We start from the raw sequence: 17,543 nt of genomic DNA on the forward strand, positions 1-17,543 counted from the left end.
CAGCCTTGCCTCGGTTTCTTTACTAATTTATCTAACTTGTTTATTGTTAAAGAAAATCCACAAAAATAGGGAATTCAATATGGATTATGTCTCTCTCAATCGTGCGGCATGGGAAGAACGAGCCAAGGCACATTTTGATTCTGAGTTTTATGACGTCAATCGCTTTTTACAAGGTACCTCTTCACTCAATCCCATAGAATGTGAGCTACTTGGTAATGTATCAGGCAAGAGTCTGCTTCACCTACAATGTCACTTCGGCTTAGATAGCCTGTCATTCGCAAGGCTGGGGCTAAGGTAACAGGTGTCGACTTTTCGACAGAAGCCATTACCCGAGCAAATACATTGGCTCAACAAACAGGGCTTGATGCCTGTTTTATCTGTCAGGATATCGCGCAATTTGGGCTTGAGAATACCACACAATTCGACATTGTCTTTGCATCCTATGGCACCATCTGCTGGTTGCAAGATTTATCTCAGTGGGCTGCCACTATTGCCCGTGCATTGAAGCCCGGCGGTCAGTTTTGTTTCGTGGAGTTTCACCCAAGCATTGACCTTCATTTGGGTTACCCTTATTTCCCACAAACTCAGCCTGATATTAGCGAAGAATCAACCTATACCGAAAACCACCAAGATAGCAAACAAACCATTGCGACTTGGCCACACTCAATCGCCGAAGTGATACAGTCCTTAATGCAAGCTGGTCTTACAATTACCCACTTCGATGAGCACCCTTTTAGTCCATATAACTGCTTTGAAGGTTTAGAGGCAGTGTCTGGACAAGGCTTTCAGTTATTGAGTAAAGGGCATCAAGTTCCATTGCTATTTTCAATATTGGCGAATAAAGCGGAGTAGGACTCATTACTCCGCCGTATATTTTTTCATACCCAATACAATTACGAGACTATTAAGCACTAACTTTGCGCACCTAGCTAGCTACCAAAATTCAATATGATCTTACAAGCTTTCTGTTTTAAGCCAATTATTGCAAAAGACTAAATTAAAGTTTTACTTCAAAAATATTCTTGCTATAGAAAAATAAATATAACACTTTGATAAGTTAGATTTTTTATCGATTTATTTTTCCGAACATACCAATTTGTTTTTCTGGATTTTCTCTTTTTAATTTGTGAACTAAAGTTTAACACGCAGTTTGAGACACACTTTAATTACGAGGGAAAACCCCATGAATAGAAAATCTAGAACGATGTTGTCTGCCGTAGCGCTCGCAGTAACAACAACGCTATCAGCCCCGAGCTTTGCTGCAATGAGCGAAGCGAAAACCAACCAATTTTGGTGGCCAGAACAACTAAACCTAAGCCCATTAAGACAACACAGCCCAGAATCCAACCCTTATGGCGCAAGCTTTGACTATGCCGCTGAATTTAGCAAACTAGATCTTAAGCAAGTCAAAAAAGACATTGAGCAAACACTCACTGATTCGCAAGACTGGTGGCCTGCCGACTGGGGTCATTATGGTCCCTTTATGATCCGTATGGCATGGCATAGCGCTGGGGTCTATCGTGTACACGATGGCCGTGGTGGCTCGGCAGGTGGCCAACAACGTTTCGATCCGTTAAACAGCTGGCCTGATAACGCGAACTTAGACAAAGCAAGACGATTATTGTGGCCGATTAAACAAAAATACGGCCGTAGCCTATCGTGGGCAGACTTAATGGTCTTAGCAGGCAACGTTGCGCTTGAGTCAATGGGCTTTAAGACCTTTGGTTTCGCAGGTGGCCGTCAAGATGATTGGGAACCTGATTTAGTTTATTGGGGGCCAGAAGATGCTTTCTTAAAAGACAAGCGTCGTGACAAAAAAGGCAAGCTAAAGGGTCCATTGGCAGCCGTTGAAATGGGACTTATTTATGTCAATCCTGAAGGTCCACACGGTAAACCAGACCCATTACTTGCCGCAAAAGATATTCGCATGTCATTTGGTCGCATGGCCATGAACGACGAAGAAGTGGTCGCACTTATCGCGGGTGGTCACACCTTTGGTAAAGCACATGGCGCGAAAAAGCCATCTGATTGTGTGGGTAAAGAACCAGCCGCAGCAGAGATTGAAGCACAAGGTCTAGGTTGGAAAAATAAATGCGGCACGGGTAAAGGTGCAGACACCACAACAAGCGGTTTAGAAGGGGCTTGGACGGTCACACCAACTCAATGGTCAACCAATTATCTCGACAACCTAATGAACTTCAACTGGGTAATGACAAAAAGCCCAGCAGGTGCGACCCAATGGATCCCTGACAACAAAGCTGCGGCAAACCTAGTGCCAGACGCCCACATTGAAGGTAAACGCCATGCACCAATAATGTTCACCACGGATTTAGCATTAAAATTTGACCCTGAATATCGTAAGGTCATTGAACGCTTCCGCAAAGATCCAAAGCAATATGAGTTGGCGTTCGCGAAGGCTTGGTTCAAATTGACCCACCGTGATATGGGTCCAAGAGCCCGTTATGTGGGTTCAGAAGTACCAAGCGAAGTACTGACTTGGCAAGATCCAATTCCAAAAGCGGATTACAAGATGATTGATAGTAAGGACATAAGCGCCCTGAAAAAATCAATCTTGAACTCAGGTCTAACAAAGCAAGAACTGATCAGAACGGCATGGTCGGCAGCATCTAGCCACCGTGTTACTGATATGCGTGGTGGTGCAAACGGTGGCCGTTTACGCCTCGAGCCTCAGGTAAGTTGGGAGATAAACAACCCTGACGAAGTAAACAAAGTGCTAGCTACATTGACGGACATTCAAACCCGCTTTAATAAGCGTGCTGGCAAAAAAGCGGTCTCTATTGCCGACTTGATTGTGTTAGGTGGTTCTGCAGCAGTTGAAAAAGCCGCAAACGACGCGGGCTACAAAGTAAATGTAGCGTTTAAACCGGGCCGTACCGATGCCTCACAGGCACAAACGGACGTCTTATCATTTAGCTATCTTGAGCCAAAGGCAGACGCGTTCCGTAACTATTACAGTGATGAGGCATTTATGTCACCAACTGAAATGTTAGTAGACAAGGCCAATATGCTGGACCTATCTGTACCTGAAATGACGGTACTATTAGGCGGCCTACGTAGCTTAGACGCAAACTACAAAGGCGCAGAGCACGGTGTATTTACTGACAAACCTGGTCAGTTAAGCAACGACTTCTTTGTTAACCTGCTAGATATGTCGACCAAATGGTCAAAGGTAGAAGGTCAGGAGGGTCTATACGAAGGTCGTGACCGTAAAACTGGAGAGATAAAATGGACGGCAACACCGGTTGATTTAATCTTTGGTTCTAACTCTGAACTTCGCGCAATTACCGAAGTCTATGCATCGGACGATGCCAAACAGAAGTTTGTAGACGATTTTATCGCCGCTTGGGTGAAGGTAATGCAACTAGACCGCTTTGACTTAAAATAAACCAATTAAGTAGCGCAAACAGGGCCTAATTCAGGCCCTGTTTTTTATTCGTGCTGCACACCTACCAAAGTCAAAATCTAGCCAACATGCATTTTCGCACCACATGCCCGCAGTGTTTTCACCAGACAATTTGTAAATTAGTTTCAGGTACTAGAGACCCCCCGGGTAGACAAATATGGTTGATAATTTACCTGACTGACCATGGGGAGTTGGCTTTATGCAACAGGTAGAGAGCCGATTCTTCAATTTAGTTGATGCACAAAAAATCGGCGCTTAGCGCGCCGAGTGAACTTAATGATCAATCATATCAGCCAAAATGATGGCTGCGTGGGTTTCCACCGCACCTGAATCGAAACCATACATGTGCCCATATTTGTTCGCTAGCTCGGAATGCACATTATTGATGATCTCTTCTTGCCAGCGTTTGAACCAAACGAAGTGGTTGCCGTCACTAAAAATTGGGGTGTAGGGCGCAACTTCTAATTGTTTACCGACTTCCGTTCTAACATCAGCAATGTATTCCAGCAGATCTTTTACGTCCTTTTTTGAGCCTATATTGCCATGGCCGCCATTAATAAAGTTCCAGTGCTTACTGAGCGGTTTCCTCAGAAGATTTTGTAGATCCACTTCGTAACCATGGAAATCTTCCGCTCCCGCGAAATTGTAAAACGGCAGTTGATCAGGGTTAATCATGTCAGCGAAATGCAGCACGCGATCGCTTGGAATTAGAATCATCGTGTTATCTGGTGTGTGACCAGAACCTTCTGGTGCCATCATCTTCAGCCTTATTGAGCCAAATTTGACCGTTCTAGCTCTTTTCAAATCGTACACTTCATTTGGTGCAGGAACTTTAGGGGTTCTCACACCGTTTTCGTTCAATTCAGCGTGAAGGTTGATCTTGTCAGCAACGGTTTGACTCGCGATAACACGGACACGCCCCACCCTTGGGTAATTTTTCTTAATTAAGTCAATAAGTTGATTACCTCCACCTACATGATCTAGGTGATAATGAGAGTACATAATAGCTGTGATCGGCTTATTGGTGATGGATTGAATACCTCGAAACAGCGCATCAATACGACCATCACCAAGAGGGTCAATCAGCAACACCGAGTCTTTGGACACCACAACGGTAGCGTTGTAGTAATTTACTCCGATCCAGTAGGTGTTTTTACCCAATTTCTGTACAGTGAATTTACTGTCATCAAACTGGCGTTCATAAAGGTTATTGATTTTTTGGCCGATTTTCAGCGAGTGCTTTGCTGATGGTTCAACTTCGATTTGAGCCGTTTCACCAGGGAATAAAATCGCGTGTTGGTTATTATGGTCATGGCCTAACGCACTGACATTAAAAGTAAACACTGCAGCAGCAATAGGGGTTAAAGCTAGGGTGGGTAGTTTCATTTTTCTCTCCTCAATAAGATGAAAAAAAGATAAAACAAAAACAAACATATCAAAAATGCATGTTTGTTATAGTATGTAGATCATTTACGCATAATTTTATACGGTGATGGCATGGGTGTACCTGAGTTGAATCTACGCAGTATTGACTTAAATCTGTTAACGATCTTAGAGAAGGTGTTGATCCACAAGCATATTAGTCAAGCCGCTCATGCATTAAACATGAGCCAGCCAGCAGTGAGCCGAGCCCTGATGCGCTTGCGAAAGCAATTTGGTGATCCATTGTTGGTAAAGGTGAAAAATGAGTACCGTTTAACTGCAAAAGGCGAGCGCCTTCGTAGCGAACTGGAGCTATCACTCACTACTATTCGTCATATGTTGGTGGATGATGAGTTTGACCCTCTGCAATACTCGGGCGTGTTCACTATAGGGGCGCTGGATTTCGAAATGATGATGATTGTGCCGAAATTGTTGGCGCGCTTGCAACAGCGAGCTCCAAATTTGAAATTACAAATTGTGTCTTACAACTCGTTTATACCGCTTCATGACTACTTGGAAAAGGTGGCGGATTTATTACTGTATTCCACAGATGAGACACCCACCAACGTATTTAAACAGCGTTTATTTAATGACAATTATGCCATAGTAATGTGTTGTCAGCATCAATGGGCTCATCAGCCTATGACGTTAGCGCGCTATTGCCAGAGCCGACATCTCATCGTTTCTGGTAATGGCTTGTGCAAAACGGATATGGATCATGAGCTAAAAAGGTTGGATGCTCAGCGAGAAGTAGTGGCATCTTTACCACATTTTTCGATGGTGCCGGAGTTATTGATTAACACGGATCTGATTGCCACTTTACCAAAGCGTCTGGTCACTCATTTAAGTAGACGTTATGACATCACGGTAGCCGATTTACCGTTCCACACTGCCGATTTTCAAGTTGAACAATTTTGGCATCTCATTCATCACAATAGCCCAATCCACCAGTGGGTGAGGCAGGAAATAAAAAGCTTGGTGGATGAAGAAATCGGTGAAACGGCGTGAGGCAACTTGATTGAATCGCCTCTTCACTCGATCTCTCAACTGAGCATTATCTTTATCGATAGCCCTGTTATTAAACGGCTAAACAGCGCCTCGCGCAGCTAGACATCCAGAGTTATTTTTAGGCAATGCTACAAAGCAAAGCCGAGATGCGAACTTATCCGTCACCACATCGCTTTGTGCTTTATCGCTACTGTTATAGAGGTGCAAGTGATTATTTTCGACAAAATAAAATCCCAATTGGTTTAATCGTGCCGCCCACCGAAACCCCGATGCTAAATCACACTTTATATAAACACTTAACTCTCGATATTGCATTTGCTGATCACCGCCCCACAGCAACTGATAAGGCACATTTGCGCGTTGTAAAGCCCCTTGCCAAAATCGTGATAAGCGCTGATTTTTATCTTCACAAAGTACGTTTCCATGTGGATTCCAAAGGCTCAAGATAGCGCCCCGTGTATCAAAGCGGGTTGGCCGTAACGGTTGAAAATATACTTGTAAATAAAGCTGCCACAGGTTTGGTTCAATTTTCATGTTTTACTGCTTGTTTGATTGTATTGACCAGTTATCAAGATGGGCTCATGGCTGCTGGTTCGGCTGCTCCATGTAACCGGCCTATACATCTTATCAATAACTAAAAAATTATCACTTAACCAATACAGCAACTCGCTTTTGCTCGTTCTCCGTGAAGGTTTGTTTGAGTAGTAACTCGACTCTTTCTTTTGCGATTTGGCTATCACCAAGCTCGGCTAGAATATTTTGCTTTTGCAGCATAAAGCTTTGTAGTTTTTGCTGCCAATGCTGTTGTTGCTTCTGGACTTCAAGTATACGAGTTGCGGCTTTATCGCCATATTCAGCACTTAGTTCGTTATAGTGTTTTTGCTGCCAGTTTGCGTTTAGGGTGTGTAACTGGGCTGAGGTTTGAAATAACACTTGTTCACGCTTTGGAAGCCCACTTATATGCGTCTCAATTAATTGCTGCTTTTGCGATTCAGATATAGATGCGTCTGACAAAATTTGCCAGCGACTCAAAGCTTGAGTATCCCACGCATTAGCATCTTCAAACCAAACTGCTATCACTTCATCCGTAAAAAATTGCCGCTGCAGTGCGTGTAGCAGCTCAACACGTTCTAGTAGATTAAGATGCGTATCCACATCAATTAAGGCCTGCTTAAATTGCACGTAGAGACCTGCAACTTCGTGAAGGCATTGTGGTAATAATTCCAGATAAGCTTGCCACTGCTCGGCTTGGTTATGGTTTTGTAGCTCAAAAAGCCAATCGTCGATTTGATGCTTATGCTGTTTATTAATGGTCTCACAATGTACGCTTACAGATGCACTCCTTGTGGGTTGTGGGACCTTATGCGCATCATTTTTCAGCTCAGATAACTCCGCGAACCGGGGAACATGACGCGGCGTCTCTTGCTGTTCACTCTCGATATAAACCAGCGACAGCATAGTCAAAATGATTAGCAAAAGGCCCCACTTTTTCATAGCGCCAAACCTTTTAAGCGGCGAATATGCTGGCGATAAACGGTTAATGGGTCTGTTTCGAACAAGTGATGAATACCAATGGTGTGGTTTACCTGATCTAAATGGTTCATTTTGAATTGGTTATTGATCACCTGACCTAAATTACTAGAACAAGCTGATACTAGGCCGTCGTTGGCCTCATCAAAAACTTGAGAGAACAGTGCAAGTGCGTTGTCAGCGGGGTCAAATACGTTGGTCCATGCTTTGCTGCCACTCCATGAAAAATAATGCACGCCATTGCTCGCTAGACTTTGCGTTTCGCCACAATAATGACTTGGCACACCCTCTGGGTATTTTTGGTTGAATGCTAATGTGCCAGCCGTGGTCAAAGCACCTAGTGCTTCGAGTGCGTCTTTTGGTGCGGTGGCTTTACCAGATAGCAAATCAATCAACCCCGCAAGGCCGTTAGCAAGCGACGCTAAAAACTGCTCCGAAAATGAACCATTGTCTACTCCACCGCGAACAACATCAGCAAAACGGCTACCCCAGTTTACGCCACCAATACTAGTCGCTGAGGCCACCCACTCAGGTTTAACTGAGGCAACGTAGCGAATAGTTTGCGCACCTTGGCTGTGACCAATTAAATTAACTTTGTCTTTACCCGTTAATGCTCGAACCAACGCAACTTGCTCTAGTAGTTGCTCACCACGCAATTCTGAATTATGGGCTGATGATACTTCTGCAACATAAACCTGCCCACCTTCATCATGGATCACTTGTGGTACGCGATAAAAATAATCTACTCCGAGCAGATTATCAAAACCAAACAGACCGTGAACTAATACCACGGGATACTCTAATTCCTCACCGCTGTGGGCGGGAGAGGTAACGATCGATAGCAACCCAAGCAGGGCGCTGAGAATTAACCTTTTCATGTACTTGCTCCAATTATTACAATTTAGTAACAAATAAACTTTAGATTACAATGGTCAGAGGTCAAGCCAGAATAGTGTGAAAAATGAAATTTTGATGAATGTTACGTAAACAAAAGTAAATAATGGCAGTGTAAGTTAGTACCTAGGCCCAGAGGTTAGCACGCACAGGGTACCCCCAAAAGAAGCCAAAATACGGCTCCTTTCGCGAATTTCTAAAAATTAGATTCAATCGAGGGTAAGGTCTACAAGCAGTCAGCATGAGGATAAGTTGTGAGCTCACCTAAATGCACTTGGTAACTATTGCCGGTAATAGCTGTGGTACCGTAATAGCCGGCATCAGAGCCAATAGTAAACGCCTCTGAAGCTGGGATCCCCGCTTTGATAAAGGCTTCAGCATCTGTTTTGGCATTACCATAAGCACGAACGACATCAATGCCCTGCGCCTTTAAGCGATTAATCTCCGCAGTTTTATATTCTGCTGTTTTAAACAAACTGGTTTCATTACTGAGTGATGTGCGTAGAAAGCCTTGCGGTAAGCCCATCCAATTTAACCAACCGCGCGTCCCTTTAGCATACCAATACACTCTGGCTGTTAAGAATACGGGCTGATAGCCCAAATCAAGATAGTGACGAACTAAATCATAGGCGCCATCTTTGGGGTCGGCATGATCTATTCCTGTATAGTCGCCTATTTGCTCGGCATCGGATTCGGTTAATGTGCCATCGATGTCAAACAGGACCGCTTGAGTACCTGGCTCAACAACCGTGACATAACCTTGTGCACCGGTGCCATCAGCTGGTACGCCTGCGTATATACGATACTGCCCTGCCGATAACTCGGGCAAGGTGATAAACGCCTTGCCATCGCCATTGGTGGTTTGCTCACCAAGATACTGCCAATTTGTGTCCGACTCAGCACGGTAGTAAAACTCCACCGACTCGAATTCCAAGTCTTTATGAGTGATGCTACCGTAGTCAAATTTAGCAGTGATCTGAGTTGTAGCACCGGCAGCGGTTACTTGATCGTGCACCATATGGTAACTCGGCAACCAAGATAAGTATTTGTTAAACGAGCTAGAAAAGCTACGCTTGACCATATTAGGTGCAGCATAATGGGTTTCTAATGCGGTAATACTTGGGCAAGTAGGGGTTGCCAGTGATGAAAAAGAGGCAAATAACGCTGCGGTTAAAATAGAATGTCTCATGCACGACTCCGTGTTTATTATTGTCATAACGAATACGTCACCCAAGCAAATAATCGACTTACGTAGGTAACAAAGAGCAAGGCACAACAGAGTTGGCCTTGTCATAAAACGCTAGAGCATAAACTCGAAATGTGTCAAATTTGTTAACTTAAATGTTTTATTTAACATTCCATAGATGTTCTACCATCTCTTGTGTACTGACTTCCATGCAACCTTGGCGGTTAACGCCTGCCCAAAGGGGGCTAAAATCGCCGCATCCTTGCTTTTCAGCAGCAGCGCGCAATGGCGTCAAAGCAGCTGATGCATATGGAAAAGTCGGTACGTCTTCGTTAATGAAGTTAAGATCTATCATTAGCCGATTTTCAATCCCACGGGCAGGGCGACCAGAAAACACATTGGTCACGGCAGACGGCTCAGCCAGTGATTTAAGTGCATCACGATGTACCAAAGAGGTGCTTGCTTCATCACACAGTAAGAAGCAAGTGCCGATTTGTGTTCCACAGGCACCCAATTCGTGCATCATAGTAACATCATGATGAGAAGCAATCCCCCCGGCAGCCACTACAGGCACAGATAGCGCATCACTAAGGATAGTTACCAATTGTCGAGTATGCAGTTGAGACTCAAGTTTTGTCTCGGTGAAGGTTGCCCTGTGCCCACCCGCTTCAATCCCTTGCGCTATCACAATGTCTGCACCATTTTCAGCTAACCATATTCCCTCTTCCAAGGTCGTTGCGGAAGACAAAATAGTCGTCCCCCACGATTTTACGAGCTCGACCAGTTCAGTATCAGGAAGCCCAAAATGAAAACTGATCACGGGAGGTTTATAAGGCGCAATGACCTCAGCCATTTCCCTATCAAATGGGCGTCTTAAGATCCCCATTTCATCAGTAGGTGTTAACTCAAGCTCATCGTAATATGAAGCCAGCTTTTTCTTCCACTTATCTTGCTGATAAGGGTCAGGCTCCGGCATCTCATGGCAAAAAAAGTTAAGGTTATATGGGCCTGAAGCATATGCTTTAAAATGCTCAATTTCTACAATGACCTGCTCTTTACTCAGCATCCCACAAGGGATTGAACCGAGTATTCCGGCATTGGTCGCTGCAACCGCTAAGCGCCAATTTTGCACGCCTGCCATTGGCGCTTGGATCATAGGAATGGAGATATTGAGTAATGTGGTAAGCTGCATCACAAGGTCCTTGTTTTAGGCAAAACGACATAAAGCCGAAGGTGCTTTCCAGTGTGGGGAAGAAGCGCTTAACGGTCAATGATTGTGCGGCTAATAAAGCAAACTTTCTCTTGCCAAAACAACCATATTTGAAATAGTGTTTCTATAACAATACAAGGACGCCGTGATGAATATCTCTCTAAGAGCCATTGATAAACAAAACTACGAAGCCATTTGCGATTTAGATGTCAGCCCTGAGCAGCAAGATTTGGTAGCCTGCAACATGTTTTCCATCGTGGAATCAAAATTTAATGATGGCTATACCACACGCGCAATTTATCAAGATGATGAAGCTGTTGGGATGCTAATGTGGGTACAAGAGAGTATAGAGCACATCTCCATTTGGCGCTTTATGGTTGATCAGCAATTTCAGCAACAAGGGATTGGGCGTAAAGCGCTCACCCTCGCACTCGAAGAAATCAAGCAGACACCAAACCTTGCCACCATAGAAATCTGTTATGTACCAAGTAACCCCGTTGCCAAACCATTTTACGCAAGTTTTGGCTTTCAAGAAATTGGAATCAATGAAGACGATGGTGAGATGCTAGCGGTGATCAAGCTACCTCTATAATAAATTGTAATTTATGGTAATTTGCGCAAATGAAACATTAGGTTAAACTCACTTAAAAATGTAAGTTGGCCAATTAAAGGAATTACCATGCACGAGCATACTAAACGCATTTGTGATTTTCTCACCGAAATCCAGCTACCTTTTCGATTTCATGAAGTCGAGGAAAATACGTTTTTACCGGGTCTAAAAACGGTAATGGGCACGCTCTATATTGATAATGAGAAATTGCGATATCCAGGTGATATATTGCACGAAGCTGGCCATATCGCCGTATGCGAGCCAATATTCCGCGGCCAACTTCATGAAGATGTGTATAAAAATGGCTTAAAAAATGGCCGAGAGAAACAAGCCATGCAAGGCGAAGAAATGGCCGCCATTGCTTGGTCGGTTGCCGCCATCCAATATATTGGATTGCCTCTAGAGGTCGTATTACATAAGGATGGCTATAAAGGCGCTAGCGCTAGCTTCGTAATTGCTTTTAAGGAAGGAAACGGATTCGGCTACCCATTACTCAGTGCGTGGGATATGACTTGCCCAAAGCAAGGCTTTCCTAAAATGCAGAAATGGATCCGCGAGCTTCGTTGGATCAATGAATTAAGTTAATCTATTCCCTATCTACACCTTAAGCTGTCTAGTAGCTCGAAATAAAAAAGCCCGACCACAAAGTCGAGCTTGGGGAGGCGTGGCGCTTTGGATTGCCACTTGCTTACTGATTAAATTCTTTCTCAGACAGTTTGCCATCTCCGTCGCTGTCGAGCTTATCAAAGATTGAAGCAAGAGATTCTGACAGTGACGCTTCACTTTTAGAAATAAAACCATCTTTGTCTAAGTCAAAATCGTTAAATTCTGCTGCCATTGCTGAGCCGGCAAAAAGTACTGTGGCGGCTGTAATTGCTGTTGCTAACTTTTTCATTGTGACCTCCTAGCCTTTAAAGTTAGAGAATTCAGAAGCACTTAGCTGACCATTTTTGTCTGCATCTAGCTTCTCGAACTGACCAAGTAGTGTTGATGATACTGATGCTTCTTGCTGGCTGATCTGCCCGTCTTTATCCTTGTCTACATCTTGAAATGACAAGGTTGCTGCCAGTGCCATCGTACTCACCAATACACCTATGGTCGTTGCACATACCGTTCTAAGTTTCATAGCCATTCTCCTCACTATGCCCGTCTCTCATTGCGGCTCTAGTCGCAAATTAACCTTTAAAGTTAGAGAACTCAGTTTCGTTTAGTTCTCCGTCAGCGTTTACATCTAAGTCTTTAAACTGTTCGATAAGCGCTGTATTTACTTTTGCTTCGCTCATGCTAATAGCACCGTTGCCATCTGTGTCATAGCTTGCGAAATCTTCACCAGCAATAGTATTTGCTGAAGCCAATGTTAGACCTGTGATTGATAGTGCGATAAGTACATTTTTCATCATTCTGCTCCTAAAATTTCCTAAATATGATTTGCTTTTGGACGGCTTGATTAGCCTTGGTAATTTGCGAATTCAGACTCGCTTAACTCACCGTCGGCATTACTGTCTAGTTGCGTAAATTGCTCTGCAAGGGACTGATTTACTTTTGCCTCAGTCATGCTGATAGTGCCGTTACCGTCAGTATCATATTTAGTGAAATCTTCACCAGCTAATGCAGAAGCTGAAGCGAATGTTAAACCTGCAATTGAAAGTGCTGCTAATACGTTTTTCATGATAGTCCAATCCTTCTGTCGTTTTCGTAATGGTGTTAAAGGCAGTGGGCGCTACGCCCACCTAGCGATTAACCTTCGTAGTTCGCGTACTCAGATTTGCTTAGCTCACCATCGGCATTAGTGTCTAAGTCTGCAAACTGCTCAGTTAACGAAGTGCTCACGCTTGCTTCAGTTACACTGATTGAACCGTTGCCATCAGTATCTAGTTTTTCAAAATCGCCACCAGCGAGTGCTGATGCTGAAACCATTGATAGACCTGCGATAGATAGTGCTGCTAGTACGTTTTTCATAATCTAATCCTTCAATTGTGTTATTTTTTGAGTCAGGCACGTGGCCTAACCCATTGTTAAACTCAGTGCTAAATTAGCCTTCGTAATTTGCGTATTCAGACTTACTTAGCTCACCATCTGCGTTAGTGTCTAGATCTGCAAACTGCTCAGTTAATGAAGCGCTCACACTTGCTTCTGCTACACTGATTGAACCGTTGCCATCAGTATCCAATTTTTCAAAATCGCCACCAGCTAGTGCTGATGCTGAAACCATTGATAAACCTGCGATAGATAGTGCTGCTAATACATTTTTCATAATCTTTTCCTTAAATTGGGGTATATTTTAAACTCTGCTATTATGTCGTCGGCTTGTGACTAGCCTTCAAAGTTATCAAACTCAGACTGGCTTAATTGGCCGTCTTGGTCGGCGTCAAGGTCTTTAAACTGCGCCATCAAATTTGGATTTGCTTTTGATTCGCCTAGTGAGATGTAACCATCTCCATCAACATCGTATTTATCAAACTCAGAGTTTGCGTGAGCACCTACTGATGCGAAAGAAAGTACAGCTGCTGATAGTGCGATTGCTAAAGTTTTCATAATCAGTTCCTCTCATATTTCTAAACTTGTCGTTTCTGCTTCTCTACGTTGGTTTGTGTTGAAGCGAATGTTTTTTGCTTTCGAGATAACTATTCCAACTTTGATGCCAAAGTTTAAAAGAATATAAAAATCAACAAGTTAAAAACAAAGATGAATTTTCATTAAGGATGGATTCAGTGAGATTGTTGCCATTTAGCAACAGGAGATGTCGAGATAAAATTAAAACTTATTTATTTTCAATAAGTTAAACTGTCGCATAAAAGCAACACCTTAAAAAATTAGGGTGTAAGTGCAGCCCAAAGCGGTTAAGTTTCATGCGACAATCATTCACATTCGGTATTGAGCAGAGTCGCCAGAAAAAATTTTTATAAAAATATCGAAAATTTTTCCTTATCTTTCCTAAAAAATCAGAAAACAAATAAAAAGAATTAAAAATCAACACATTAAAATAGGTTTTCATCCCAAAGCAATTGCTATAAAAGTGACGGAGTGAGCAGGAAACTGACGAAAAACAGAAGTATTTTAAAAAAGTAGCAGAGAAAAAAGAGAGGTGTTGCTAAAAAGCAACATCCGCTAGATTGGTGTTAGATTACGAAGCGGTACCCAACCTTGCAGCTCTGACTTTTTACTTGAGCACCACATCCAACCATTGAGTTGGTTATGCCCCAACAGGTGTTCACCTTGAACTACCGATAGTTCCTGAGCGGTATAGTCCATTAATGCAACACCTTGTTTGGGATTGACTAAGCGAAACACTTGAGCAGGTACCCAACCAGACACTTGCTCCTCAGTTTCACAGAAAAACCAATTGTCCCACCCCTCCTCGCCCTCATATTCTTCACCAACGGTCAATCTCGCACCTTGTTTAAACGTGATGGGGGTCGGAAATTCATTGATATGTTCCTTGATTACTTCGTATTCGATATCTAACTGCTTATTTTCCAAGTTTTAACTCCATGTACGTCAGCCATTAGACTGGCGCTTTAGCTCTTCTAGCATACGCTCATCGCCCATCAAGTTTTTGAGGATGGCTTTAACCTTAGGATCCGATGCATTTTCGTAGAGAGACAGCAAATCTTGTGCGATCCTTTGTTGCTGCTTTGGATCAGCGCCTGACTGGAAGTACTGTGACATCAATCCTTCTGCTGCGAGACTTTTCACGTAATCATTAGGCTCTTGCTCTAGCATTTTCACGAATGACTGTGATAAACGCTCATCAACGATAGGTGTACGCGACACGAGCTCAAGCGCTTGTAGCCTCAACTTTTCATCACTCATGTTATGCGTCATATTGAGGATAGATTCTACTGCTTGATAATCATATTGCTCTAATTCATTGCGATTTAGCATAAACATGTTCATTTGCAGCTGACTCATTGCCGCTAAACGTTCTGCCGCCGGTAAACTGTTATTTAGAATTTTCTGTTTTAAATCGTTACTGATTTGACTTGCGTACTCAGGATCAGTTTTGATCCGCATTTCGTAGTCTTCGGGTAAGTCTTCATAAAAGCCATAAATCGGGTTTTCTGCTTTCATCTCATCGATTTTCTGCTGTTCACGCTTTTCTATCAAAGAGAAGATTAAAGACTCAAACTCATCCGGCGCTTGCTCAGAAAGTAAATCAGACTTTTCCATCGACAACGCCTGTAACCTCGTTTCAAGTTTATTGATCCGAGCCATTAACTGAGCAATTTGTTCAGACTCGTCAGTTGAAATCTGAGTGCCCTGCGTATACTGAGTTGCATTATAGTGAGGCTGTTGAGTAGGACTCTGATACACGTGCGTTGCCACAGGAGAGGTTGCTAATTTGGTTTGAATGACATTAAACCCAGAAAAAGCCAATGCAAGAACTGAGCATGAAAGCGCTATATTGAGTTTAAGATTAGACATGAACGAGTTACCCTTATAAAAAGTAGCAATGTAATAGATCTGCAAGACAAATACTGTAAATGATTGTACTGTAAATTGATACAGCAAGAGGCAATTACGCGGATAATTATTACACTTTGCTTAAGGTGGCAGAAACGAGCCCCCAAACAGCTTGCCATGATTGCCAACAAGGAATGACCGTGAATAATATACTGCAAACCGTCCACTATAAACCTATCACATTGCTTTTACTTGGCATTGCGACCGTGACGTCTTTGCTTGGCAGCAGCCCACTTTGGCAAAGTCACCAAGCCTTATTTCAATGGATTTTACCATCAGCCGCACTACTTCTTGTGCTGCGATTAGGGTGGCATGTTCGCCAAACAAGCTTGGCTGCTAGTCCCAGCAGTTTGCACAAAGACATAAAACTCTGTTGGATAGCCCTGCTCTTATGTACTTGCGGAGATATCGTCAACTTCAATTTCTTTGAGCTTTATCATCGCCAAGATCAAACCATAAGGCATGACTACTTGATCGACTCCATTTGGTTTTTTGCCCTTGGCTATGGGCTTTTACTTGGACTGCTTATTCGATTTTTAAGGCGGGAATTTGCATTAACATTAGCAACCGCGACCGTGTTGGTTGTGGTGTCTATTACGTTATCGTCGCTTAGCTATAAAATGATGTACCTACCCACCATAAGCCAATACTCCCTGCTGTTGAGCGCAAGTTATAGCTTATTAGTGACCTTGCTCGGTGTTATTGGTTTTTGGCTTATTTTTCAAAACCTTAAACTCAACGAAAAAACCAACTACGCAGTTGCCAGCGGCTTTATCCTAGCCATGCTAGCGGATGCTATTATCGGTCAATTTTGGCTGTTCGCAAACCAAGGGGATGGCTACTTTCCTATTGCAAGGCACGTTAATTGGGTCATCTATATTGGTTCGCAAACGCTACTATTATTGTTTCCTGTTGCCATGATAAAAACTAATGTCGCGAGGTGTAAAGCATAGGCAATAAAAAGGCCGAACGATGTCGGCCTTAACTATTTGCGCAATATGCCGCGCTATATCGATAAGCGGCTTATCTTTTGACAATCGCATTGTGGTAAACGTTTTGTACGTCATCCACATCTTCAAGCATATTGATTAGCTTTTCGAATGTCTCGATTGCTTCTGGATCTTCAATTTCTACGTGAGTTTGCGGCACCCAAGTGATTTCGTCTACCTCAAACGTGATCCCCTCAAACGCTTCTGTCAGTGCAGTTTTCGCCTTGAAGTATTCAGTGTGAGGTGCGAAAACAGAAACTTGGCCGTCTTCAACTTCTACGTCAGTAACATCAACATCAGCCATCATTAGCGCTTCCAAAACTGACTCGTCGTCATCACCTGCAAATCCTAAGATTGCAAAGTGGTCAAACATATGCGCCACACAACCTGGGTTACCTAAGTTTGAACCAGTTTTGGTAAACGGTAAGCGAACATCTTTGATAGTACGGTTCATGTTGTCTGTTAAACAGTCAACGATGATCATGCTGTTGCCTGGACCGTAACCCTCGTAACGCGCTGGCGTGTAATCTTCACCTGCACCGCCTGCCGCTTTTTCGATTGCTTTATCAATAACGTGTGCAGGAACTTGATCTTTCTTTGCCTTGTCGATTAAACGACGTAGTGACAAGTTCGTTTCAGGATCTGCGCCGCCATTTTTAGCAACAACGTAAATCTCTTTTCCGTATTTTGAGTTTACTTTTGTTTTTGCCGCCGCCGTTTTTGCCATGGCGTTTTTGCGGACTTCAAATGCTCTGCCCATCTTAATGCTCGTTTTTATAAAAATTGGCGAAGATTTTACCAAGACA

At 43.2% G+C, this 17,543-nt stretch carries 21 protein-coding genes and 1 pseudogene; 6 read left to right on the forward strand and 16 right to left on the reverse strand.

What is annotated here, in order from left to right; all coding sequences use genetic code 11:
* Window positions 1-79: 79 nt before the first annotated feature.
* Both GSF13_RS04050 and katG read left to right on the forward strand, forming a co-directional pair.
* Window positions 80-852 (forward strand): annotated as a pseudogene (locus GSF13_RS04050) (class I SAM-dependent methyltransferase).
* Window positions 853-1,183: 331 nt separating this feature from the next.
* Complete coding sequence (katG, locus tag GSF13_RS04055) at window positions 1,184-3,406, forward strand: catalase/peroxidase HPI (protein WP_211865274.1); 2,223 nt, start codon at window positions 1,184-1,186, stop codon at window positions 3,404-3,406.
* 291 nt (window positions 3,407-3,697) lie between these two features.
* Here katG and GSF13_RS04060 read toward each other — a convergent pair whose 3' ends face one another.
* A complete protein-coding gene (locus tag GSF13_RS04060; protein WP_206471772.1) occupies window positions 3,698-4,810 on the reverse strand; it encodes a VarG family subclass B1-like metallo-beta-lactamase in 1,113 nt (370 codons plus the stop codon).
* Window positions 4,811-4,921: 111 nt separating this feature from the next.
* Between GSF13_RS04060 and GSF13_RS04065 the strand changes: the two genes are divergently transcribed.
* Window positions 4,922-5,854, forward strand: a complete 933-nt coding sequence (locus GSF13_RS04065) for a LysR family transcriptional regulator (protein ID WP_206471771.1) — start codon at window positions 4,922-4,924, stop codon at window positions 5,852-5,854.
* Between the two features lie 78 nt (window positions 5,855-5,932).
* On the opposite strand, the gene GSF13_RS04070 is transcribed toward GSF13_RS04065, so the two are convergent.
* From GSF13_RS04070 to GSF13_RS04090, 5 genes are all read right to left on the reverse strand, one after another.
* Window positions 5,933-6,388: a hypothetical protein gene (locus tag GSF13_RS04070; protein ID WP_206471770.1), complete on the reverse strand. Its 456-nt coding sequence runs from the start codon at window positions 6,386-6,388 to the stop codon at window positions 5,933-5,935.
* 111 nt (window positions 6,389-6,499) lie between these two features.
* Entirely contained in the window at window positions 6,500-7,348 is an 849-nt protein-coding gene (locus tag GSF13_RS04075) for a lipase secretion chaperone (RefSeq protein ID WP_102058287.1), read from the reverse strand.
* Window positions 7,345-8,262: a triacylglycerol lipase gene (locus GSF13_RS04080; RefSeq protein WP_174169637.1), complete on the reverse strand. Its 918-nt coding sequence runs from the start codon at window positions 8,260-8,262 to the stop codon at window positions 7,345-7,347. Before GSF13_RS04080 ends, GSF13_RS04075 begins: the two co-directional genes overlap by 4 nt.
* Window positions 8,263-8,504: 242 nt before the next feature.
* A complete protein-coding gene (locus GSF13_RS04085; RefSeq protein WP_206471768.1) occupies window positions 8,505-9,467 on the reverse strand; it encodes a phosphatidylinositol transfer protein in 963 nt (320 codons plus the stop codon).
* A 157-nt stretch (window positions 9,468-9,624) separates the two neighbouring features.
* Window positions 9,625-10,656: a nitronate monooxygenase gene (locus GSF13_RS04090; RefSeq protein WP_211865276.1), complete on the reverse strand. Its 1,032-nt coding sequence runs from the start codon at window positions 10,654-10,656 to the stop codon at window positions 9,625-9,627.
* Between the two features lie 166 nt (window positions 10,657-10,822).
* Here GSF13_RS04090 and GSF13_RS04095 point away from each other — a divergent pair, with 166 nt between their 5' ends.
* Both GSF13_RS04095 and GSF13_RS04100 read left to right on the forward strand, forming a co-directional pair.
* Entirely contained in the window at window positions 10,823-11,266 is a 444-nt protein-coding gene (locus GSF13_RS04095) for a GNAT family N-acetyltransferase (RefSeq protein WP_211865278.1), read from the forward strand.
* 87 nt (window positions 11,267-11,353) lie between these two features.
* On the forward strand, window positions 11,354-11,869 hold the full coding sequence (locus GSF13_RS04100) for a hypothetical protein (protein ID WP_010603889.1): 516 nt from the start codon (window positions 11,354-11,356) through the stop codon (window positions 11,867-11,869).
* 103 nt (window positions 11,870-11,972) lie between these two features.
* Here the strand turns inward: GSF13_RS04100 and GSF13_RS04105 are convergent, their stop codons facing one another.
* The 9 genes from GSF13_RS04105 to GSF13_RS04145 form a co-directional block, all read right to left on the reverse strand.
* Entirely contained in the window at window positions 11,973-12,179 is a 207-nt protein-coding gene (locus tag GSF13_RS04105; protein WP_010375685.1) for an EF-hand domain-containing protein, read from the reverse strand.
* Window positions 12,180-12,188: 9 nt separating this feature from the next.
* Window positions 12,189-12,410, reverse strand: a complete 222-nt coding sequence (locus GSF13_RS04110; RefSeq protein ID WP_010375684.1) for a crotonobetainyl-CoA--carnitine CoA-transferase — start codon at window positions 12,408-12,410, stop codon at window positions 12,189-12,191.
* Window positions 12,411-12,459: 49 nt separating this feature from the next.
* Window positions 12,460-12,681 carry an EF-hand domain-containing protein gene (locus GSF13_RS04115; RefSeq protein ID WP_010375683.1) on the reverse strand — a complete coding sequence of 74 codons (222 nt, stop codon included), beginning with the start codon at window positions 12,679-12,681 and terminating at the stop codon, window positions 12,460-12,462.
* Window positions 12,682-12,731: 50 nt separating this feature from the next.
* Window positions 12,732-12,953 carry a calmodulin gene (locus GSF13_RS04120; RefSeq protein WP_017218753.1) on the reverse strand — a complete coding sequence of 74 codons (222 nt, stop codon included), beginning with the start codon at window positions 12,951-12,953 and terminating at the stop codon, window positions 12,732-12,734.
* Between the two features lie 68 nt (window positions 12,954-13,021).
* Window positions 13,022-13,243: an EF-hand domain-containing protein gene (locus GSF13_RS04125; RefSeq protein ID WP_010603891.1), complete on the reverse strand. Its 222-nt coding sequence runs from the start codon at window positions 13,241-13,243 to the stop codon at window positions 13,022-13,024.
* A 73-nt stretch (window positions 13,244-13,316) separates the two neighbouring features.
* A complete protein-coding gene (locus tag GSF13_RS04130) occupies window positions 13,317-13,538 on the reverse strand; it encodes an EF-hand domain-containing protein (RefSeq protein WP_010603892.1) in 222 nt (73 codons plus the stop codon).
* Window positions 13,539-13,597: 59 nt separating this feature from the next.
* The gene (locus GSF13_RS04135; RefSeq protein ID WP_010375679.1) at window positions 13,598-13,819 is read right to left on the reverse strand and encodes a calmodulin; all 222 of its coding nucleotides are present in this window, start codon (window positions 13,817-13,819) and stop codon (window positions 13,598-13,600) included.
* A 573-nt stretch (window positions 13,820-14,392) separates the two neighbouring features.
* The gene (locus GSF13_RS04140) at window positions 14,393-14,764 is read right to left on the reverse strand and encodes an SH3 domain-containing protein (protein ID WP_211865281.1); all 372 of its coding nucleotides are present in this window, start codon (window positions 14,762-14,764) and stop codon (window positions 14,393-14,395) included.
* 18 nt (window positions 14,765-14,782) lie between these two features.
* Complete coding sequence (locus tag GSF13_RS04145; protein WP_102058280.1) at window positions 14,783-15,709, reverse strand: hypothetical protein; 927 nt, start codon at window positions 15,707-15,709, stop codon at window positions 14,783-14,785.
* A gap of 173 nt (window positions 15,710-15,882) precedes the next feature.
* Between GSF13_RS04145 and GSF13_RS04150 the strand changes: the two genes are divergently transcribed.
* Window positions 15,883-16,701: a hypothetical protein gene (locus GSF13_RS04150; RefSeq protein WP_249122637.1), complete on the forward strand. Its 819-nt coding sequence runs from the start codon at window positions 15,883-15,885 to the stop codon at window positions 16,699-16,701.
* Window positions 16,702-16,771: 70 nt separating this feature from the next.
* Here GSF13_RS04150 and GSF13_RS04155 read toward each other — a convergent pair whose 3' ends face one another.
* Window positions 16,772-17,497: a YebC/PmpR family DNA-binding transcriptional regulator gene (locus GSF13_RS04155; RefSeq protein ID WP_010375669.1), complete on the reverse strand. Its 726-nt coding sequence runs from the start codon at window positions 17,495-17,497 to the stop codon at window positions 16,772-16,774.
* Window positions 17,498-17,543 lie beyond the last annotated feature (46 nt).

Source organism: Pseudoalteromonas sp. M8, from assembly GCF_018141365.1.
GTDB lineage: Bacteria > Pseudomonadota > Gammaproteobacteria > Enterobacterales > Alteromonadaceae > Pseudoalteromonas.